General features: G+C 74.5%; 22 protein-coding genes. 5 read left to right on the top strand and 17 right to left on the bottom strand.

Translation table 11 applies throughout. The annotated features are described in order from the left end of the window. Nucleotides 1–46 precede the first annotated feature (46 nt). Nucleotides 47–2,104, bottom strand: coding sequence for an alpha/beta fold hydrolase (locus C1N80_RS01065; RefSeq protein ID WP_137769071.1), 2,058 nt, complete (start codon nt 2,102–2,104; stop codon nt 47–49). A gap of 281 nt (nt 2,105–2,385) precedes the next feature. On the opposite strand from C1N80_RS01065, the gene C1N80_RS01060 reads away from it, so the two are divergent. Together C1N80_RS01060 and C1N80_RS01055 are read left to right on the top strand one after the other, a co-directional pair. Further along, nucleotides 2,386–3,603: a Gfo/Idh/MocA family protein gene (locus C1N80_RS01060; RefSeq protein WP_137769070.1), complete on the top strand. Its 1,218-nt coding sequence runs from the start codon at nt 2,386–2,388 to the stop codon at nt 3,601–3,603. A 167-nt stretch (nt 3,604–3,770) separates the two neighbouring features. After that, a complete protein-coding gene (locus tag C1N80_RS01055) occupies nt 3,771–4,358 on the top strand; it encodes a nitroreductase family protein (RefSeq protein WP_240811186.1) in 588 nt (195 codons plus the stop codon). A 2-nt stretch (nt 4,359–4,360) separates the two neighbouring features. On the opposite strand, the gene C1N80_RS01050 is transcribed toward C1N80_RS01055, so the two are convergent. The 7 genes from C1N80_RS01050 to rpmB form a co-directional block, all read right to left on the bottom strand. Then, nucleotides 4,361–4,693 (bottom strand): MazG nucleotide pyrophosphohydrolase domain-containing protein, encoded by a 333-nt coding sequence (locus C1N80_RS01050; protein WP_137769068.1) that lies wholly within the window; start codon nt 4,691–4,693, stop codon nt 4,361–4,363. 59 nt (nt 4,694–4,752) lie between these two features. Next, nucleotides 4,753–6,300 (bottom strand): FAD-dependent monooxygenase, encoded by a 1,548-nt coding sequence (locus tag C1N80_RS01045; RefSeq protein WP_137769067.1) that lies wholly within the window; start codon nt 6,298–6,300, stop codon nt 4,753–4,755. A gap of 116 nt (nt 6,301–6,416) precedes the next feature. Further along, a complete protein-coding gene (ykgO, locus tag C1N80_RS01040) occupies nt 6,417–6,542 on the bottom strand; it encodes a type B 50S ribosomal protein L36 (RefSeq protein WP_137769066.1) in 126 nt (41 codons plus the stop codon). Continuing rightward, entirely contained in the window at nt 6,539–6,790 is a 252-nt protein-coding gene (locus C1N80_RS01035; protein ID WP_137769065.1) for a type B 50S ribosomal protein L31, read from the bottom strand. Before C1N80_RS01035 ends, ykgO begins: the two co-directional genes overlap by 4 nt. 35 nt (nt 6,791–6,825) lie before the next feature. Further along, the gene (gene rpsN / locus C1N80_RS01030) at nt 6,826–7,131 is read right to left on the bottom strand and encodes a 30S ribosomal protein S14 (RefSeq protein WP_137769064.1); all 306 of its coding nucleotides are present in this window, start codon (nt 7,129–7,131) and stop codon (nt 6,826–6,828) included. A 1-nt stretch (nt 7,132) separates the two neighbouring features. After that, on the bottom strand, nt 7,133–7,300 hold the full coding sequence (gene rpmG, locus C1N80_RS01025) for a 50S ribosomal protein L33 (RefSeq protein WP_137769063.1): 168 nt from the start codon (nt 7,298–7,300) through the stop codon (nt 7,133–7,135). A gap of 31 nt (nt 7,301–7,331) precedes the next feature. Further along, a complete protein-coding gene (gene rpmB, locus C1N80_RS01020) occupies nt 7,332–7,568 on the bottom strand; it encodes a 50S ribosomal protein L28 (protein WP_137769062.1) in 237 nt (78 codons plus the stop codon). Between the two features lie 269 nt (nt 7,569–7,837). On the opposite strand from rpmB, the gene C1N80_RS01015 reads away from it, so the two are divergent. Continuing rightward, nucleotides 7,838–8,878: a GTP-binding protein gene (locus C1N80_RS01015; RefSeq protein ID WP_137769061.1), complete on the top strand. Its 1,041-nt coding sequence runs from the start codon at nt 7,838–7,840 to the stop codon at nt 8,876–8,878. 42 nt (nt 8,879–8,920) lie between these two features. Here C1N80_RS01015 and C1N80_RS01010 read toward each other — a convergent pair whose 3' ends face one another. Continuing rightward, nucleotides 8,921–9,526: a helix-turn-helix transcriptional regulator gene (locus C1N80_RS01010; protein ID WP_137769060.1), complete on the bottom strand. Its 606-nt coding sequence runs from the start codon at nt 9,524–9,526 to the stop codon at nt 8,921–8,923. Between the two features lie 74 nt (nt 9,527–9,600). Here C1N80_RS01010 and C1N80_RS01005 point away from each other — a divergent pair, with 74 nt between their 5' ends. Beyond that, nucleotides 9,601–10,614, top strand: coding sequence for an NAD(P)/FAD-dependent oxidoreductase (locus C1N80_RS01005; RefSeq protein WP_137769059.1), 1,014 nt, complete (start codon nt 9,601–9,603; stop codon nt 10,612–10,614). A 22-nt stretch (nt 10,615–10,636) separates the two neighbouring features. On the opposite strand, the gene C1N80_RS01000 is transcribed toward C1N80_RS01005, so the two are convergent. The 8 genes from C1N80_RS01000 to idi are packed head-to-tail and all read right to left on the bottom strand — an operon-like array spanning nt 10,637 to nt 17,195. After that, nucleotides 10,637–11,527, bottom strand: a complete 891-nt coding sequence (locus C1N80_RS01000; protein ID WP_137769058.1) for a prenyltransferase — start codon at nt 11,525–11,527, stop codon at nt 10,637–10,639. Next, on the bottom strand, nt 11,524–11,832 hold the full coding sequence (locus C1N80_RS00995; protein ID WP_137769057.1) for a lycopene cyclase domain-containing protein: 309 nt from the start codon (nt 11,830–11,832) through the stop codon (nt 11,524–11,526). The genes C1N80_RS01000 and C1N80_RS00995 overlap by 4 nt, the downstream gene beginning before the upstream one ends. Further along, nucleotides 11,829–12,167, bottom strand: a complete 339-nt coding sequence (locus C1N80_RS00990) for a lycopene cyclase domain-containing protein (protein ID WP_137769056.1) — start codon at nt 12,165–12,167, stop codon at nt 11,829–11,831. Before C1N80_RS00990 ends, C1N80_RS00995 begins: the two co-directional genes overlap by 4 nt. Beyond that, a complete protein-coding gene (crtI, locus tag C1N80_RS00985; protein ID WP_137769055.1) occupies nt 12,164–13,792 on the bottom strand; it encodes a phytoene desaturase family protein in 1,629 nt (542 codons plus the stop codon). The genes C1N80_RS00990 and crtI overlap by 4 nt, the downstream gene beginning before the upstream one ends. Beyond that, complete coding sequence (locus C1N80_RS00980) at nt 13,789–14,649, bottom strand: phytoene/squalene synthase family protein (protein WP_137769054.1); 861 nt, start codon at nt 14,647–14,649, stop codon at nt 13,789–13,791. The genes crtI and C1N80_RS00980 overlap by 4 nt, the downstream gene beginning before the upstream one ends. Next, complete coding sequence (locus tag C1N80_RS00975) at nt 14,646–15,485, bottom strand: TspO/MBR family protein (RefSeq protein ID WP_137769053.1); 840 nt, start codon at nt 15,483–15,485, stop codon at nt 14,646–14,648. The genes C1N80_RS00980 and C1N80_RS00975 overlap by 4 nt, the downstream gene beginning before the upstream one ends. A 49-nt stretch (nt 15,486–15,534) precedes the next feature. Beyond that, the gene (locus C1N80_RS00970) at nt 15,535–16,641 is read right to left on the bottom strand and encodes a polyprenyl synthetase family protein (RefSeq protein ID WP_137769052.1); all 1,107 of its coding nucleotides are present in this window, start codon (nt 16,639–16,641) and stop codon (nt 15,535–15,537) included. Continuing rightward, nucleotides 16,638–17,195 carry an isopentenyl-diphosphate Delta-isomerase gene (idi, locus tag C1N80_RS00965; protein WP_137769051.1) on the bottom strand — a complete coding sequence of 186 codons (558 nt, stop codon included), beginning with the start codon at nt 17,193–17,195 and terminating at the stop codon, nt 16,638–16,640. The genes C1N80_RS00970 and idi overlap by 4 nt, the downstream gene beginning before the upstream one ends. Before the next feature lie 160 nt (nt 17,196–17,355). Between idi and C1N80_RS00960 the strand changes: the two genes are divergently transcribed. Further along, nucleotides 17,356–17,898, top strand: a complete 543-nt coding sequence (locus C1N80_RS00960) for a MarR family winged helix-turn-helix transcriptional regulator (protein ID WP_137769050.1) — start codon at nt 17,356–17,358, stop codon at nt 17,896–17,898. Nucleotides 17,899–17,948 lie beyond the last annotated feature (50 nt).

The following is a 17,948-nucleotide window of genomic DNA, read 5'->3' as shown; positions in this document are numbered from 1 at the left end:
GCCCCGGGGGAGCGGGGGCCCGTCGGCCGATCGCCGAGGTCGCGGGTCAGCCGAGCGTCGCGGGGCGCTCCGTGTGCTCGCCGCGCACGTGCTCGTCGAGGAAGGCCAGGAACGTCTCGTACCAGACCTGCGCGTTGCCGCGGCCCAGCACCCAGTGGCCCTCGTCGGGGAAGTACAGGAAGCGGTGGCGGGTGCGGCCGTGCTCGTCCTTGGGCGTCGCGGAGAAGGTGAGCAGGTCGTACCAGAGGGCGTGGCCCTGGGAGATCGGCACCCGGTAGTCCTTGTCGCCGTGGATGACGAGCATCGGCACCTCGATGTCGGCGACGCTCGCGCTCGGGTCGAAGCGGTCGTTCTGGGTGCGCATCGGCGGCTCCCAGCCCGCGTTGTCCGTGGTGCGGCCCATGACGCGCGTGTCCCACAGGGACGCGTGGGTGACGATGCAGCGGAAGCGGTCACCCGTGTGCCCGGCGACCCAGTTCGCCATGTAGCCGCCGTAGCTGCCGCCCGCGAAGGCGGTGCGCTCGGCGTCGACGTCCTCCCGGGCGATCACGGCGTCGGTGAGCGCCATGACGTCGGTGAACGGGGCGCCGCCCAGCTCGTGCTGGCCGCGCTCGATCATCGACTGCCCGTAGCCGGTGGAGATCGCCGGGTCCGGCAGCAGCACCGCGTAGCCGGCAGCGACGAACGGGTCCGGGTTCCAGCGCCAGGTCCACGCGTTCCACGACCCCCAGGGGCCGCCGTGCGCGAAGACGACGAGCGGGTGCGGGCCCTCGCCCTCGGGGAGCCGCAGCCAGGCGCGCACGCCCGTGCCGTCCACCCCGGTCGCGGTGACCTCGGTGAGCGTGCCCGGGGAGACGGGCTGCGGGGAGGAGGCGCCGGCGGGGTGGGGGAGGTCCGTGACCGTGCCGCTCGCGGGATCCACCCGCACGGGGCGCGGCGGGGAGGCGACGCCGGAGACGGAGGCGATGATCGCGCCGCCCGCCACGGAGATCCCTGCGGGGCTGAGCTCCTGCTCGGGGCCGAAGGCGAGCAGGCGCGGGGCGGCGTCCTCGAGGCCACCGATCCACAGCGAGCCGCGTCCGGTGTCGTCGCTCTCCGCGACGAGGGTCGCGTCGTCCAGCCAGATCGGCTGCACCCAGCGGTCCAGCTCCGGCCAGAGCTCCGTGAGGTCCCCGGTGCGGAGGTCCAGCAGCAGGGGACGCACGTCGAGGGAGGCGCTCCCGCTCCAGGTCTGCTCGCGGGAGACGACGGCGCGGCGGCCGTCCGGGCTGAAGGAGACGGGGGAGTGCTCGACCTCGGCGGTGCCGGGGAGGATCAGGCGCGGCGCCTCGGCGCCGGTGAGGTCCACGAGGTGCAGGTGCGGCACGCCCACCAGCTCGCCCACGGAGTCCTGCATCGAGACGAGGGCGCGGGTGCCGGCGTCGTCCGCGACCCAGTCGACGAGGCGGCCCGGGGGCAGGGCCACGTGCCGGAAGCGCAGCACCGAGCGGGAGGTGTCCTTCGCGTCGGAGCTCTCGGCGTCCGTGTCGCCGTCCTCCGCGACCGCGGCGGCGGTCCAGAGGTCGCGGGGGAGCTCGGCGACGGCGAGCACCTCGCGCGCCGGCCCCAGGTCGTCGCTCCAGTAGCGGGTGGGGAAGCCGTCGTGCAGCACGGCGGTGACCTTCGCGTCCTCGCGCCGGCTCGACAGCTCGCGGTGCTCGGCCTCGGTCGTGGCCTGGGAGTGCACGGAGAGCTGGGCGACGAGCACGTCCTTGCCCAGGTGCAGGTCGCCGAAGCCGCCGGGCCGGGAGGCGAGCTCGCGGGCCTCGCCGCGCGGCGGCAGCGCCCACAGCTGGGCGTCCTCCGCCTCGGAGCCGTCCTCGCCGGTGCGCTTCGCGGTGAAGAAGGTGGTGCCGTCCTCCGCGAGGGCGACGGTGCCCACGGAGGCGTCGCCGCGCGTGAGGGTGAGCAGGCCGGCGTCGGTGATCTCGACGAGCCCCGTGCGATAGGCGGTGCCCTTGGCGTCGGGCCGGGAGACCTTCGCGACGACCCTCCCGCCCCGGGTGGTAAGCAGCGCGCCCAGGCGGGCGGCATCGAGCAGAGCGGTGAGCGGGCTGGATGACATCGGGGGTGAGGACCTCTCCGGAGCGACGGCACTGACCCGTCGACACTACGACCGACGGCCCGGCGGGGTGCGGGCGCCCGGGGGACCGTGACCACTCCGGGACCTCGGGCGGTGGGGCCGACGGCGCGGCGGAGGGTCCCGGCCGGATCGAGTGGGCCCGCGAGCCTCGGGAGGATCCCGGCCGGATCCCTTGACCGCCCCCGGGAGCGCCGATAGCGTCGCGTGAAAGGTTGTGCGCCAGTCGGTGCGATCCGCCGTCGGACACAGAGAAGGACCTCGCCATGACCCCGCTCGACCCCGCCACCCCAGCCGAGCCCACCGAGGACCTGCGCATCGGCGTCATCGGATTCGGCATGCGCCACTCCGTCGCGCTCCACGCCCATCGGCCGGGGGCGGGGTCACGGATCACCGTGGTCGCCGATCCCAGCGAGCGCGGCCGCGAGACCGCGAGGGAGGAGATCGGCGCCGAGGTCGCGACCGTCGGGAGCGTCGAGCAGCTGCTCGCCGAGCACGAGGTCGACGCGGTCATGATCCTCACCCCGGACTTCGCGCACGCCGAGGTCGCCCTCGCGACCCTCGGCGCGGGCCTGCCCACCTTCTGCGAGAAGCCGCTCGCGATCCGGCTCGAGGACGCGGACGCGATGCTCGCGCTCGCTGTGGAGAAGCGGGCCCGGCTGTACATCGGCCACAACATGCGGCACATGCCCGTGGTGCGGCAGATGAAGGCGATCGTGGACTCGGGGCGGATCGGCCGGGTGCGCGCGATCTGGTGCCGCCACTTCGTGGGGACCGGCGGCGACTTCTACTTCAAGGACTGGCACGCCGAGCGGGCGAAGGTGATGAGCCTGCTGCTGCAGAAGGGCGCGCACGACATCGACGTCATCCACTGGCTCGCGGGCGGCTACACCCGCCGCGTCTCCGGCATCGGCGACCTCGCCGTCTACGGCGACATCGAGGACCGTCGCGACAACACCGACCGCCGGATGTGGGACTGGTACGACGAGGACATCTGGCCGCCCACCGCGCAGAAGGAGCTGAACCCCGTGGTCGACGTCGAGGACATCTCCATGCTGCAGATGACCCTGGACAACGGGGTGCTCGCCTCGTATCAGCAGTGCCACTTCCCCCCGGACTACTGGCGGAACTACACGGTGATCGGGGACGCCGGGCGGATCGAGAACATGGGGGACGGCAGCGGCGACCAGATCCACCTCTGGGAGTCCCGCCGCTCGGGGCCCGGCCGGCCGGACGCGGTCGAGGTCGTCGCGCGGGCGGAGGACACCGACGGCGGCCACGGCGGCGCGGATCCGCGGCTGGTCGCCGAGTTCCTGCGCTTCGCCCGCAGCGGCGGCGCGACCGACGTCTCGGCCCTCGCGGCGCGCGAGGCAGTCGCGACCGGGATCCGCGGCGCGGAGTCGATCCGCAGCGGCGGTGTGCCGCTCGAGGTGCCGCCCGTGCCGGAGGAGCTCCGCGCCTACTTCGACGGCGGGCAGGCGTGAGCCGTCGGTCAGGCGGCGAGGGCCGCTGACGTGCCCGGATGACGGGGTGCGTCACCCTGCCTTCAAGGTGGGCTTGGGGGAGTGCTAACGTGCGCTTCGGGCGACCGGGAGGTCGGCGACGGCGCTCCCGCCGCCCCGCCGTGACCGCACCCGGAAGGACCCACCCCGTGACCGCACTCGACACCGAGCCCCGCAACGCCACCAGCGTCCCCCTCGCCCCGCTGCTCGCCGAGCGCTGGAGCCCCCGCGGGTTCGCGACCGGTCACGAGCTGAGCGACGAGGAGCTCACGAGCCTCGTCGAGGCCGCCCGCTGGACGCCCTCCTACTTCAACCAGCAGCCCTGGCGCCTCGCGGCCGCCCGCCGCGGCACCGCGCTGTTCGACGACATCGTCGACACTCTCGCCGAGTTCAACCAGCTGTGGATGCGGCGGGTCTCCGCGCTCATCGTCCTCGTGACGGAGACCGAGCGGGACGGCGAGACGGTCCCCTACGCCCTCTACGACGCCGGTCAGGCCGCGGCACACCTGAGCGTGCAGGCCGCCCACCTGGGCCTCTGGGCCCACCAGGCCGCCGGCTTCGACAAGGATGCGATCGCGACCCTGCTGGACCTCGACCCGGCCCAGCTCCCGCTGACGGTCATCGCGATCGGCGAGCACACCACCGCCGAGGACGTCCCCGAGAAGATCCGCGAGCGGGACGCCGCCCCGCGCGCCCGGCGCCCCCTCGACGAGGTCCTGCTGGCGCCGCTCGCCTGAGCTCAGACGCCTGCCGCGGCGCCGTCGGCCGCCTTCTCGTACCGGAACCACTTGCCGGTGACCGCCTCGACGGGGTCGATGCCCATCTGCCCCGCGTAGACGAGGCACATGCCGAGCACGTCGCCCACCTCGTCCCGCAGCGCCTGCTGCTTCGCCGCGTCGTCGAGCCCGCGCTCACGGCTCTGACCGGAGGCATTCAGGTGCGCCTGGGCGAGCTCGCCCACCTCCTCGGTGAGCTTGAGCAGCGCCCACTCGGCCGAGCGGTCCACGCCGTGGACCTCCGCGTACTGGGTGGAGAGCTTCTCGATGCGGGCGGTGATCTCGTGGAGGTCCATCCCCGGACCCTATGCCGGGCGCCCGCCGTACCCGCGACGGCGCCACGGGGGACCCGGCGTCAGCCCCGGAAGCCGTGGGCCGTGAGCGCGGCGGTGACGTCGGAGGTCGCGGCGGCGCCCGCGTGCAGCGGCCAGGCCGCCGCGACGTAGCCGTCCGGCCGCACGAGGTACAGCTGGTAGGAGCGGAGCCGGCCCCGCGGATCCGCCGGGAAGGCGAACGGGCCGTCCACGGCCTCCGGCACGGCAGGGCGCTCGGCGATCGCGCCGCCGTAGGTGTGCAGCTGCCAGCGGCCCGAGCGCAGCGCCTCCCGGTTCACCGCGAGCACCGGCAGTCGGCGCCCCACCGCGGGATCCGAGGCCCACTGCGGCAGCACCGCCCCGCGCGGCACCGGGTGGTAGTGGATCCGGTACTGGCCCAGCAGCCCGCCCAGCCATGGCCCCGCCGCCGAGCGCAGCACCCGCGGGGCGAGCACGGCGATCACGTCCCGCGCGCGCCGGCGCAGGAACCCGGGGCCCCTGCCGGGCCGTGCGATGAGGCCGAATGCGCGGTCCACGGCCGTGATGAGGGAGAGCGCGACCGGCCGGCGCTCCTGCTCGTAGCGCGCGAGCTGCGCGGGATCCCGCAGGCCGGAGGAGACATCCGCGAGCAGGTGCGCGAGATGGTGGGCGTCCTGCAGGCCCGTGTTCATCCCCTGCCCGCCCACCGGGGAGTGCACGTGCGCGGCGTCCCCGGCGAGGAGCACCGGCCCCACGCGGAAGCGGCTCGCGAGGCGGTGGTGCACCCGGTAGGAGGAGAACCAGTCCACCCGCCCGTAGCGGATCCCCAGGTCGTCGCGGGCCCCGGCGAGGGCCTCCTCCTGGTCCGGAGTGGTGCCGTCGTGCAGCCAGATCAGGCGCGCGTGACCGCCCGGGCCCAGCGGGAACAGGATCGCGAAGCGCTGCTCACCGACGTACGCGGAGAGGGCGTCGTCCGGGGCGCCCTCCACGTCGTGGAGATCCGCGACGCAGAAGGTCGCCTCGTCGGTGTCGCCGTCGAAGGAGAGCCCCATGCGGTGGCGCACGGGCGAGCTCGCGCCGTCCGCGCCGATCAGCCAGCGGGCGTGCACGCGCGTCGCGGTGCCGGCGGCATCGGTGGGGGAGGAGGCCAGCCGCGCCTCGAGACCCTCCTCCGCAGGGCCGTCGGCCGTGAAGGACTCGAGCTCCATGCCGTACCGCACCGGGCAGCCCTCCGAGGCGAGCGCCTCCGAGAGCAGGGCCTCGGTACGGGACTGCTCGAAGATGCGGGCGCCCGGGAACAGGGTGTCCCGCTCCTGCGCGCGGGCGAAGTCCGCCTCGACGGGGCGGTCCCCGCCCTTGATGCGGATGCGGCCGGCGAGCTGCGCGCTCTCGAGCACGGGGCCCGCGAGCCCCAGCTGGTCGAGGATCTCGACGCTGCGCGCCTGCACCACGATCGCGCGGGACTCCCGCGTGGGGCCCGGCTTCGGATCCACCACGAGCACCCGCAGGCCGCGGCGGTGCGCGACGAGCCCGGCCATGAGGCCGGTGGGGCCGGCGCCCGCGACGAGCACGTCGACCTCGGCGGGAAGGGCGTCCGCGGTGCGCGTCATCGGGGCCTCGTCTCGGGTGGAGCGGATGATGCGTCCACGGTAGACCCGGGGCGGGCCGACGTCGGCCCCGGGTCGTGGGGCCCGGCGCGAGGGCCGGGCCCCACGTCAGCAGGGCGTCAGCCCTTCTGGCGGCCCTTAAAGCGGGGCTCCTGCTTGTTGATGACGTAGAGGCGGCCGCGGCGCCGCACCACCTGCGCTCCCGGGCGTGCGGCCAGGGAGCGCAGGGAGCTGCGGACCTTCATCGGGCGCTCTGCCCGTAGCGGCGGCGGAACCGCTCCACGCGGCCGGCGGTGTCGAGCACCTTCGCCTGGCCCGTGTAGAACGGGTGCGAGGCGGAGGAGACCTCGACGTCGATCACGGGGTAGACGTTGCCGTCCTCCCAGGTGATCGTGCGCTCCGAGGTCGCGGTGGAACGGGTGAGGAAGGCGAAGTCGGCGCTCGCGTCGCGGTAGACGACGGGCCGGTAGTCGGGGTGGATGGACTGCTGCATGGGGTGTCCTCCTGTGAGGGTGGGGTGAGCGGGGCTCACCAGCTGGACTTCGTGATGCCGGGCAGCTCGCCGCGGTGGGCGAGCTCCCGGAAGCGCACGCGGGAGAGGCCGAAGGTGCGCAGGTGGCCGCGGGGGCGGCCGTCGACCGCGTCGCGGTTGCGCACCCGGGTGGGGCTCGCGTCCCGCGGGAGCCGCTGCAGCGCCCGTTGGGCGAGGAGCTTCTCCGCGAGGGGGACGGCGGGGTCCTTGATCGTGCGCTTGAGGGCGTCGCGCTGCTCGGCGTGCCGGGCGACGGTCGCGCGGCGGCGCTCGTTCGCCGCGATCTTCGAGGTCTTCGCCATCTCAGCGCTCCTCGCGGAACTCGACGACGGCCCGCACCCGCGGATCGAACTTGCGCATGGTGAGCCGGTCCGGCGTGTTCCGGCGGTTCTTGCTGGTCATGTAGGTGAATCCGGTGCCGGCCGTGGAGCGCAGCTTCACGGTGGTGCGCACGTCGTTCTTCCTGGCCATGGGGGCCTCCGTTCAGGGGGTGGGGCGGGTGTCAGATCTTCTCGCCGCGGGCGCGGATCCGGGCGACGACCGCCTCGATGCCGTGGCGGTCGATGGTGCGCAGGCCCTTGGCGGAGACCTGCAGGCGCACGGTGCGGCCCAGCGAGGGGACGAAGAACCGCTTGGACTGGATGTTGGGGTCGAAGCGCCGCGGGCTGCGGCGGTTCGAGTGGGAGACGGACCGGCCGAAGGAGGGGACCGCTCCCGTGACTTGACAGCGCGTGGACATGACCCCAGATACTAGTAATGAGAATGATTATCGTCAAGCGAGGAGGTGCTCGGATGACCGGGAGCCAGAAGGACGGACGTCGGGCCGACGGGAGCCGGGCCGGGACGGGCCCGAACGAAGGGGGACGGACTGACGGGGAGCGGGCCGAGGCGGGTCGCGAGGTCGGGACATCGGGTCGCGAGATCCCACAACGGTCCGCGGGCCCCGCGCATTCCCGGGACGGCGCCGCACCCACCCTGCCTGTCGCCGTCGTCACGGCGATCGACCCCGTGCTGCGCGGCGAGCTCGTCGCGAGCCTGCTGCTGGACGTGCCCGGCGCCGTCGAGCTGCGCTACACCGTGGTCACCGAGGCCGGCTCGCTGCGCCGGCTGATCGTCTCGGCGGCCGGCGTGATCGAGGAGCAGGAGGTCGAGCTGGACCACCCGTGCGTCTCCTGTGCCATGCGGGAGGACGCCGTCCCCGCGCTCGACCGCCTCGCCGGGGATCCGCGGATCCAGGCGGTGCTGCTCTCACCGCCGCTGAGCGCCGAGCCGGAGATCGTGGTCGGGACGCTCCTCGCCCACCAGCGCCGCTGGCACCTCTCCGGCGCCGCCGTCGTGCTCGCCGCCGCGAGCGCCCGCGAGGACCTCCTCGGCGACGAGACCCTCGCCGAGCGCGGCGTGACCTGGGCACTCGAGGATCATCGCAGCGTGGGGGAGGCGCTCGCCGCCCAGCTCGAGTACTCCCCGCTCGTCGTCGCGGACCTCGCCCCGAGCGCCGAGGCCGAGGCCGGGCTCGAGCTCGTCGAGCACCTCCGCGCCGCCGATCAGCTGCTCGCCACCGACCCCTACGCGGTGGACCCCGCCCTGCTGCTCGGCGGGCTGCTCGGCCACGCCGCGGGGCTGCGCCGTCGTGATCCCCGCAGTGTCGAGTCCCACGGCGGGCCCACCGCCCACGGCACCTGGACCCTCGACCTCTCCTCCGAGCGCCCCTTCCACCCCGAGCGGCTGCTCGAGCACATCGAGGCCCTCGGCGGCGGAGCGCTGCGCAGCCGCGGGCGCTTCTGGGTACCGGACCGTCCCGGCACCATCGCCCGCTGGGACGGCGCCGGCGGCCAGGTCTCCGTGGGCGCCCATGCGGACTCCGGCCGCGACCTGCCCACCACGCGGCTCGTCGTCACCGGAGTGGTCGCGGCAGATGCCGACCGGGTGCACCGCGCCTTCGTGCGCAGCCTCGTCACCCCGGAGGAGTGGGCGCGCGGTCTCGCGCCCTGGATGGACCGGGAGGACCTGCTCGCCCCCTGGCTCGGGGAGCGCGGCGCCCGCGTCTGAGCGAGTGAAGCGGGGTGGGGTGACGCCGACTCGCGAGGCGCGTCAGCCCGGATGGGCGCGGCGCGCCTCGCGGTCGAAGACCATCACCACCTCGCAGGGGCGGGAGTCCGCGGCGCCCAGGGCGTGCGGGAGCATTGTCGGGAACTCGGCCACGTGGTCCCGCTCGACCCGCACGCTGCGGGTGCCCAGGTGCAGCAGCGCCGTGCCGGAGAGGACGAGCAGCCACTCCCGGCCGGGGTGGGCGCGCTGGGCGGAGGCCATCGTGGCCGGTGCGCCCGTCGCGGCGCTCGTCGCTCCCGCGGGGGTGCCGGGCGGGGCGGTGAAGCGACGACGCAGCACCGTCGTGTCCGGGCTGTCGCGGAGCGTCCAGCGCAGCCCGCCGTCCTGGCCGTGGTCGCGCACGGGGGCGATGACGACGTCCTCCGCCTCGGCCGCGACGAGCTGGTCCAGGCTCGTGTCCAGGGCGCGGGAGAGCAGCACCAGCTGGTCCAGGGCCAGGCGCCGGGAGCCCGTCTCGAGACGGGAGAGGGTCGCGGGGGAGAGGTGCGTGCGCTCGGCGAGGTCGCCGAGGCTCAGGCCGCGGGCGAGGCGCAGCGCCCGCAGGCGTTTGCGCACGAGGTCGTCGACGACCGAGGTCTCTTGCGTCATGCGCAATAGCGTAGTCCTGTGGCGCAAAGCGGGGCTAGCGTCGGAGCATCCGCCCGTCGCCCCAGGAGGCCACCATGACCGCACCCGTCCCCACCACCGCTCCCGCTCTCCCCGAGCTCGTCGACGTCGCCGTGATCGGCGGCGGCGCCGCCGGCCTCAACGCCGCCCTCCAGCTGGGCCGCTCGCTGCGCAGCGTCGTCGTCCTCGACGCCGGCACCCCGCGCAACGCCCCCGCCGAAGGCGTGCACGGACTCCTCGGCCACGAGGGCACGCCGCCCCTCGAGCTGCTCGCCCGCGGCCGCGAGGAGGTGCGCTCCTACGGCGGCGTGATCCTCGAGGACGCCGTGCTCGCCGCCCGCCCCGCCGATCCCGTCGACGGCGACCTCCGCTTCGACCTCGACCTCGCCTCCGGCGCCCGCCTCACGGCCCGCCGGATCATCGTCGCGACCGGCGTGCGCGACGAGCTCCCGGAGCTCCCTGGCCTCGCCGAGCACTGGGGCCACGGCCTCGTCCACTGCCCCTACTGCCACGGCTACGAGGTGCGCGACCGCGCGATCGGCATCGTCGCCGTGGGCCCCGGGTCCGTGCACCAGGCGCTCATGTTCCGCCAGCTCAGCGAGGACGTCATCTACCTCGTGCGCGGCACCGAGCTGCCCGAGGACGGCCGCGCCCTGCTCGCCGCGCGCGGCGTGCGGATCATCGAGGAGGACGTGGTCGAGGTGCTCGCCGCGGAGGAGGCCGACCCCGTCACCGGCTCCCGCGTCGCCGGGGTGCGCCTCGCGAGCGGGGAGACGCTCGCGCGCGAGGTGCTCGCCGTCGCGAGCCGCGTGCACCCCCGACTCGACGGTCTCGAGGGCCTCGGCCTCGGGATCGAGGAGATGCCCGGCGGGTTCGGCGAGAAGGTCCCGACCGCCATGGCCGGCGTGACCGCGGTGCCGGGCGTCTGGGCCGCCGGCAACGTCGCGGAGCCGATGGCGCAGGTGGGCGCCTCCGCCGCGGGCGGCGCGCTCGCCGGCGCGCACGTGAACGGCGACCTCGTCATGGCCGAGGCGCAGGCCGCGGCGGTGTCCGCGGCCTCGGCGAACTGAGGCGGTCGTCTCCGCCGACGACCTACCGGCCGGAGCCGGGCAGCGCGGCGATCAGCAGGCCGATCGTGAGCGCGGCCCCGGACAGCAGGTTGAGCACGAGGAAGCGGCGCCAGGCGGCGTGGGCGCGCGGGCTCTCCGCATCGGGCAGCGAGCGGAGCGGCCAGGCGCTCAGCGCGTAGGGGAGCACCAGTAGCGCGGTGAGCCGGAGCGGTCCGGGCAGGGTCACGAGCAGCGCTCCGGCCACGAGGTACAGCGCGATCACGCCGCGGACCGTCCACCGTGCGCCGAGGGCGGTCGCGACCGATCCGATCCCCGCCGACCGATCGGCGAGGACGTCCTGGACCGCGCCGAGGGCGTGGGAGGCCATGCCCCAGGCGAGGAACGCGGCGAGCACGACGAGCGCCGTCCGGTCGATGCCGCCGCCCGTCATCAGCAGGCCCACGAGCGCGGGTCCCACGAAGTGCACCGACGAGGTGAGCGAGTCGAGGACCGGCCGCTCCTTCAGGCGCACCCGCGGCGCCGAGTACCCGACCACCGCCGCGAGCACGACGACGAGGGCGAGGGACGACCACGGGTTCCCGAGCGCGAGGAGAGCGAGGACGAAAGGGACGCAGACGAGGCCGGCGGCCCAGAGCATCGTGCGGTGCAGCCCGGGATCCAGGACGATCCCCTCGACGCCGCCCTTGCGCGGGTTGCGGAGGTCCGACTCGTGGTCGAAGACGTCGTTGACCCCGTACATCAGCAGGTTGTAGGGGAACAGGAAGAACAGGGTGCCGACGGCGAGCACCGCATCGACCCCGCCACCCCCGGCCAGGTAGCCGAGAGCGAAGGGGTAGGCGGTGTTGACCCAGCTCAGAGGGCGGGACGAGGCCAGCAGGCGAAGCACGGCACCGGGGGCGAGGGCGGTCGTCATGAATCCTCCGCAGGGGCGAGCAGCAGGTGCAGGGCGGGCAGGAGCAGGCCGGCGGCGATCGGCCAGGCGAGGTCCTCGAGGGGCATGAGACCGATCCGGACCCCCAGCAGCAGCGAGGGCTCGAAGCGGAACAGATCGGCCGCGATCATGAGGTTGTCGAACACCGTGGTGAGCACGAGCAGGCCCAGGATCGTCGCCGAGGTCGCGATCCACCACGACGCACCGGGACGACGTCGGTGCACGGCGAGGGCGAGCACGAGCAGCGGCGGCAGCAGGAAGCAGCCGGCGAGGGCGGCGTAGGTCATCGCGCGGGATCCGCTGCGCGCCGACGGGCGAGGGCGCGCGCGACGAGGGCGTGCAGGACCAGCGTGGTGTAGGCGAGGACGACGATGAAGACGAGCTCCTCCACGGGCAGGTGAGGTGCGAGCATCAGCCCGCTCAGGGCCGGGCTGCGCCCCAGCCCGTAATGGCCTGCGGCGATGGCCGCGAGGTCCCAGCCGAGGAAGTACACGGCGCCGATGGCGAGGACGGCGAGGGCGGGCCGCGCTGCGCGCCCCAGCACGAGGCGGTACCGCGCGTCGAGCGCGCCCATGCCGGCCAGCGGCACGCACAGGCACAGCAGGTACAGCCCGCCGATCATCGTTCCCCCGCCCGTGCCGCGGCCGCTCCCGGGGCGGCAGGCCGGGGGAGGGGTTCGGGCAGCGGCGAGGACGAACGGTCGCCCCGCACCCGTTTGGCCACGAGCTCCCCGCTGATGAGGCACATCGGCACTCCGATCCCGGGGATGGTCGAGGACCCCGCGTACAGCAGCCCGTCGACCTTCCGAGAGGCGTTGCGTGCCCGGAACATGGCGCTCTGGCGGAGAGTGTGCGCGGGGCCCAGCATGCTGCCCCGCCAGGCGGAGAGGTCCGCGGCGTGGTCCCCCGGTCCCACCGTGCGTCGCACCACCACCCGTGAGGCCAGGTCCGGGATGCCTGCCCACGCGGAGACCTGGGAGATCGCGGCGTCCGCGATCGCCTCGATGCGCGGATCGCCCCCGCCGTCGATCCCACCGCGTCCCAGCTCGGCATCGGCGGGCACGGGGACCAGCACGAACAGGTTCTCGTGGCCCGCGGGCGCGACCCCGGGATCGGTGGCCGACGGACGGCACACGTAGCTCGAGGCGGGATCGGGGACACGCCCCTGCGCGATCGCCCCGAAGTTCTCCGTCCAGTCGCGGGTGAAGAAGAGGCTGTGGTGGGCGAGCTGGGGGAGCGCGCCGCGGACCCCGAGCATGACGAGGACGGCGCCCGGCCCCGGTGTGCGGCGACGCCACCAGCGCTCGGGATAGGTGCGCAGCGACGGGGGCAGGAGGGCGGTCTCCACGTGGTGGAGGTCAGCGGCGGCCACGACGAGATCCGCGGGGATGTCCTCCGTGCCGCCCTCGGCACCCACGCGCACACCGGTCACGTGCGGGCGTCGTCGCGTCCTGGTGTCGACGAGGATCTGCTGCGCGCGGGCACCCATGCGCAGGTCCACTCCTTCCCTCCGAGCGAGCGAGGTCATCGCCTCGATGACGCGGGCGAAGCCGCCGAGGGGGTACTGGACCCCACCGGTGAGGTCGAGGGCGCTCATGAGGTGGTACATGCTGGGTGCGCGATCCGGGGAGGTCCCCAGGAAGACGGCGGGATATCCCAGCACCTGACGGAGGCGTCGGTCCCGGAACCGCCGCCCGACCAGGGAGTCCAGCGGCTCCACGAGCAGACGCGCCAGGGTCGGCGCATGCCGCAGCACCTCCGGGTGGGCGAGGGAGGCGGGGGAGTCGAACGAGGTGTAGAGGAACCGTCGCAGGGCCATGTCGTAGGTGCGCCGGGCCGAGGTGAGGTGGCGGTCCAGGGCACGTCCCGCTCCCGGCTCCCTCCGCTCGAACGCCTCGGCATTGCTCGCCGCGGAGCGGCTCACGTCCAACGGCTCCTGCTCGCCCTCGAAGCGCACGCGGAAGGCGGGCTCAGGATGGCGGAGCTCCAGCTGCTCGGCGGCGGAGGTGCCCAGCAGGCGGAAGTAGTGGTCGAACACCTCGGGCATGAGATACCAGGACGGGCCGGTGTCGAAGCGGAACCCGCCCTGCTCCCATGTGCCCGCGCGCCCGCCCAGCTCCTCGCGGGCCTCGAGCAGGGTCACCCGGTGTCCGTCCCGCGCGAGCAGCGTCGCCGCGGCGAGACCCGAGACGCCCCCGCCGATGACGACCACGCGGCGCGCGCCGGGCAGTCCGCCCCGCGCGCTCATCGTCCACCTCCCAGGAGCGCGGAGGCGAGCACGCGGGCCTTGACGGGGCCCGGGACGCGCACGCGACGCACCCGGATCTGCGCGGAGGGCGTGCGTCGCAGTCGGAGCGCCAGCTCGCGATACAGGCCGTGCGCGGCGGCGACGGCACGGCGGCTGCTCGGGGGGAGCTGCGGGATCCCCTGCGCGGCGGATCGGAGGTCGGCGTCGATCTGGTCGAGGGCCGCGTCGCGTCGGGCGTCGTCGAACACGTCGAGGTCCAGCTCGGGCCCGTACGTGCGGCCCAGGTGGGAATGGTCCTCGGCGAGGTCGCGCAGGAAGTTGACCTTCTGGAAGGCGGCGGCCAGATGCACCGCCGGGTCCCGGAGCCGGGTGAAGGAGCTCTCGTCGCCGCCCACGAAGACGCGCAGGCACATGAGCCCCACGACCTCCGCGGAGCCGTGGATGTAGGTGTCCAGGCTCGCCGCATCGTGCGCGGTCACGGTGAGGTCGGCCCGCATCGAGCGGAAGAACGGGTCCACGAGTCCCGCATCGATGCCGTGCTCCCGGGCCGCGAGGGCGAAGGCGTGCACCACGAGGTTGGTGCTGCGCTCCCCGGCGAGAGCGGCACCGGTCTGCTGCTCGAGCTCCGCGAGCAGTCGGGCGCGGTCCTCCGGCCGGAGCCGTGGATCCGGGTCGTCCACGATCTCGTCGGCGAGCCGCACGAGGGCGTAGATGCTGCGCACGTCGGTGCGGACGGGCTCGTCGAGCAGGCGACTCGCCCAGCCGAAGCTCGTGGAGTAGCCGGCGATGACGCGGGACGCGCTGTCGCGTGCGACCCGGTCGTAGAGCGCGCCGGGTGCGGCATCGGATGCGCTCATGACGCGTTCCGGATCGCGCGGATCCGCTCCTGCGCCGTGGTGATCCCGGCGATGACCACCCCTGCGGCGGCGACGGCTGCCGTCCCGCCGACGAGCGTGGAGGCGGGTTCACCGGCCAGGCGCCCCACGGCGATCCACGCGAGCCCCCACCCCACCGCCAGGACGGCGGCGAGCGGGGCGACCGCGCCGGCGGAGCGGCGGCCGGAGAGGGCCAGGCCCGTGCCCACGGCGGCGGCGACGATCACCACGCCGGCGGCGAGCGGGCCGGGTGATCCTGCACCCGTCGTGGAGAAGCCGCGGAAGCCCGCTCCGAGCAGGGCCGCGGCGATGTTCGCGCAGGTCGCCACGCACACCCATCCGAGGTAGAGGCCGAAGGTGCCGTGCAGGGCGACCGCCTCGACCGGCCCGCGGGGCGCACTCGCGGTGAGGCGGCGGACGATCACCGCGAGGACCGTGAGCAGCACGATGATGACGAGGACGGACAGGGAGAGCATGCCCGCCTGCACGACGAGGATCCACAGGGCGTTCAGCAGCATCGAGAGGATCGCCGCGACCCGGATCCGGTGCCGGTCCGTCGGGTCCCACCACTGGACGATCGTGTAGGCGGCGAGGCCCAGGTAGATCAGCGACCAGATGGAGAAGGCGCCGCCGGCGGGCGCGAGCGGGGTCGCGTCGGCCGAGAGCAGTCCGCCTCCGGCGCCCTGGACCGGCGTGCCGCCGAACGCGCCGACACCCACGGCGGTGCCGACGACCGTGAGGGCGAGTGCCGCGGTGGTGGCGAGGCGGGGGAGGACGCCGTGCGGGCGGGGAGCGCGTGGCGCCGTGGACGTGGTCATGAGCGGTCCTCCGCGAGGAAGAGGGGACGGGGGTGGCGATCGTGCGGGATCATGCGCCGACCTCCCGCACGCCCACGAGCTGTGCGTGCGCCGTCTCGAGCATCCGGCGGCGCGTCGCATCCAGCACGACGACCAGCCCGTCCGGCACGCCGCTGGAGACGGCGAGCTCGACGGCGAGATCCAGCTGCTCCTCGGCGAGAGCCTCGGCGCGCGCGCGGGCCCCGCAGTCCTCGAGCAGTCGGCGCGCCTCCTGCAGGGAGCTCTCGTCCGCATCGGGGTCCCCGATGAGGGGGAGGAGCAGTGGCCAGGTGTCCGTCGACTCCGCATGGGCGATCAGACCCGTGCGCGCCCCGTCCCGGAGGTCGGAGAGCGCGCTCTTGCCGGTGCGGGACTCGTCACCGAAGATGCCGACGAGGTCGTCGAGCAGCTGGAAGCCGATGCCGAGCGGGCGGCCGACGGCGGCGAGCGCCTCGTCGACCTGCTCGTCGGCTCCGGCGAGCACGGCTCCGGCGCGCAGCGGCAGCTCGGTCGTGTAGGCGGAGGTCTTGAGGGCGGCGACCCGCAAGGAGGCGGTGACCGGGGTGGGCGAGGGCCCGCCGGCAGGCGCGACGGCCGTCGGCGCGACGTCGGCGAGCTCGCCCGCGGCGCTCGCGTGCACCGCGCTCTCCAGGAGATCGACGAGACGGTCGACCGTCGTCGCGGGAGCGCCGCAGCGCAGGACGGCCGTGAGCGCGGTGATCAGCCCGAGGTCCCCGGCGAGGGTCCCTCCGGCGTCGCCGTAGCGTCGGGCGCCGCGCAGGGGAGCGCCCTCGGCGAGAGCGGCGGTCGTCAGCGCGGCGTGCGCCGTGGGGGCCCCGCGGCGGACGGGATCGGCGTCGATGACGTCGTCCTGGAGGACGAAGGCGGCGTGGAGGATCTCGATCGCGGCGGCGACGCGGAGGGCGGGGCCGTCGGGATCGCCGCCGAGGGCTCGGCAGGTGTCCAGCAGGAGCTGCGGGCGGAGCCGGCCGCCGCCGCTGCACGCGTGGGACAGAGCAGCCATGAGCTCGACGTGCTCGTGGTCGGATCCGGGGGCGGCGCGCCGGGCCGTGGCGGTGAGGGTCTCGGCGATGGTGGCGTCGAGAGAGGGTCGCTGCGACTGCGCGTCCGTGCTCATCGATCGGTCCTGGAGGCGGAGAGGTGCGCCCCGAGCAGCGGGACCTGGGCGGCGCACCAGGGGCTGAGAGTCCAGGGCGCGGTCCGCACGAGCTGGTGGAGCTCGCCCGGGGTGACCCAGCGCAGGTCCATCACCTCCTCGGGGCGGGGGTCGGGTGCGGTCGCACAGCGTGCCACGGCGACCGGGCAGAACTCGTTCTCGACGATGCCGGAGGCATCGGTGGCGACGTAGTGGAAGTCGGGGAGGGCCGTCCTCGGCGAGTGCAGCGCCATGCCGAGCTCGTCCTCGGCCCGTCGGGCGATGGCGTCGGGGAGCGACTCTCCGAGACGGGGATGGCCGCAGAGGGAGTTCGTCCACACGCCCGGCCAGGTGCGCTTGTCCAGGGCCCGTCGCGTCAGCAGCACCCGGCCGTCCTCGCGGATCACGTAGCAGGAGAAGCCGAGGTGGCGCGGGGTGCTGGTCGAGTGCACCTCCGCGCGGAGGGCGAGCTCCCCGGTGGGGCGCCCGTCCGCATCGACCAGGACGACGTGGTCCTGGGTTGAGGTGACGGTCATGGGCTCTCCTGTCCCCTCGGCGCCGACCGCGGTCCGGCGGAGCGTCACCGTGTCCTCGGGTGGCCGGCGTGCGGCGCTCTGTCCCGTCGCACTCGGCAGCGTTGTCGACATACCAATGTTGATAGCCTGGCTATGTAACCAAAGCGTAGCATCGAGAACCATGGATGCGCACACGACCGCCGGTGACCCCCAGCGCCGCGGCTACTGGTACGACGAGGAGGAGGACGACTCGGCGATCACGATGCTAGCCGCGGTCCGCCGCCTCCGCCAGGCCGATCACGACCTGCGCCGACGCATCAGCGCAGGCATGGACATGAACACCACGGACCTCGAGGCGCTGCGCCACGTGATCGCCCACGAGGCCGCCGAGGACCCGCTCACCCTGCTGCGCCTCGCACGGCTCCTCGGGATCTCCGGGGCCTCCACCAGCAAGCTGCTGGACCGGCTCACCCGCTCCGGGCACCTTCGCCGCACCCCTCATCCCACCGACCGCCGCGCCCTCGTCGTGCTCGCGACGGACCATGCCCACGAGGAGGTCCGCGACCGCCTCGCCGTGATGCACGAGCGCATGCTCGAGGCGGCGCAGCAGGTTCCCCCGGACTCCCGTCGCGCGGTCGCGGAGTTCCTCGACGCCCTCACCGAGCAGATCGACGAGCAGTCCGTCCCCGAGCCCCTGACCCCGGCGCCGCGCGGCCGGCGCTGACCTGCTGACCGCGCGCCCGCGTCACGCCGCCGGTCACCGGCGGCGCGGAC

Origin of the sequence: Brachybacterium sp. SGAir0954 (assembly GCF_005490785.1) — a bacterium.
GTDB classification, from domain to species: domain Bacteria; phylum Actinomycetota; class Actinomycetes; order Actinomycetales; family Dermabacteraceae; genus Brachybacterium; species Brachybacterium rhamnosum.
Note: the sequence above shows the minus strand (reverse complement) of the source record. Positions and strands in the feature narration are given on the sequence as shown.

Coding starts and splice junctions, on each gene's coding strand:
- C1N80_RS00960 (WP_137769050.1), top strand. CDS start 17,356: ATGGATGCGCACACGACCGCCGGTGACCCCCAGCGCCGCGGCTACTGG.
- C1N80_RS00980 (WP_137769054.1), bottom strand. CDS start 14,649: ATGAGCGCATCCGATGCCGCACCCGGCGCGCTCTACGACCGGGTCGCA.
- C1N80_RS01060 (WP_137769070.1), top strand. CDS start 2,386: ATGACCCCGCTCGACCCCGCCACCCCAGCCGAGCCCACCGAGGACCTG.
- ykgO (WP_137769066.1), bottom strand. CDS start 6,542: ATGAAGGTCCGCAGCTCCCTGCGCTCCCTGGCCGCACGCCCGGGAGCG.
- rpmB (WP_137769062.1), bottom strand. CDS start 7,568: ATGTCCACGCGCTGTCAAGTCACGGGAGCGGTCCCCTCCTTCGGCCGG.
- C1N80_RS01005 (WP_137769059.1), top strand. CDS start 9,601: ATGACCGCACCCGTCCCCACCACCGCTCCCGCTCTCCCCGAGCTCGTC.
- C1N80_RS01000 (WP_137769058.1), bottom strand. CDS start 11,527: ATGACGACCGCCCTCGCCCCCGGTGCCGTGCTTCGCCTGCTGGCCTCG.
- C1N80_RS00995 (WP_137769057.1), bottom strand. CDS start 11,832: ATGACCTACGCCGCCCTCGCCGGCTGCTTCCTGCTGCCGCCGCTGCTC.
- rpsN (WP_137769064.1), bottom strand. CDS start 7,131: ATGGCGAAGACCTCGAAGATCGCGGCGAACGAGCGCCGCCGCGCGACC.
- C1N80_RS01035 (WP_137769065.1), bottom strand. CDS start 6,790: ATGCAGCAGTCCATCCACCCCGACTACCGGCCCGTCGTCTACCGCGAC.
- idi (WP_137769051.1), bottom strand. CDS start 17,195: ATGACCGTCACCTCAACCCAGGACCACGTCGTCCTGGTCGATGCGGAC.
- C1N80_RS00970 (WP_137769052.1), bottom strand. CDS start 16,641: ATGAGCACGGACGCGCAGTCGCAGCGACCCTCTCTCGACGCCACCATC.
- C1N80_RS01065 (WP_137769071.1), bottom strand. CDS start 2,104: ATGTCATCCAGCCCGCTCACCGCTCTGCTCGATGCCGCCCGCCTGGGC.
- C1N80_RS01045 (WP_137769067.1), bottom strand. CDS start 6,300: ATGACGCGCACCGCGGACGCCCTTCCCGCCGAGGTCGACGTGCTCGTC.
- C1N80_RS01050 (WP_137769068.1), bottom strand. CDS start 4,693: ATGGACCTCCACGAGATCACCGCCCGCATCGAGAAGCTCTCCACCCAG.
- C1N80_RS01010 (WP_137769060.1), bottom strand. CDS start 9,526: ATGACGCAAGAGACCTCGGTCGTCGACGACCTCGTGCGCAAACGCCTG.
- C1N80_RS00990 (WP_137769056.1), bottom strand. CDS start 12,167: ATGATCGGCGGGCTGTACCTGCTGTGCCTGTGCGTGCCGCTGGCCGGC.
- rpmG (WP_137769063.1), bottom strand. CDS start 7,300: ATGGCCAGGAAGAACGACGTGCGCACCACCGTGAAGCTGCGCTCCACG.
- C1N80_RS00975 (WP_137769053.1), bottom strand. CDS start 15,485: ATGACCACGTCCACGGCGCCACGCGCTCCCCGCCCGCACGGCGTCCTC.
- crtI (WP_137769055.1), bottom strand. CDS start 13,792: ATGAGCGCGCGGGGCGGACTGCCCGGCGCGCGCCGCGTGGTCGTCATC.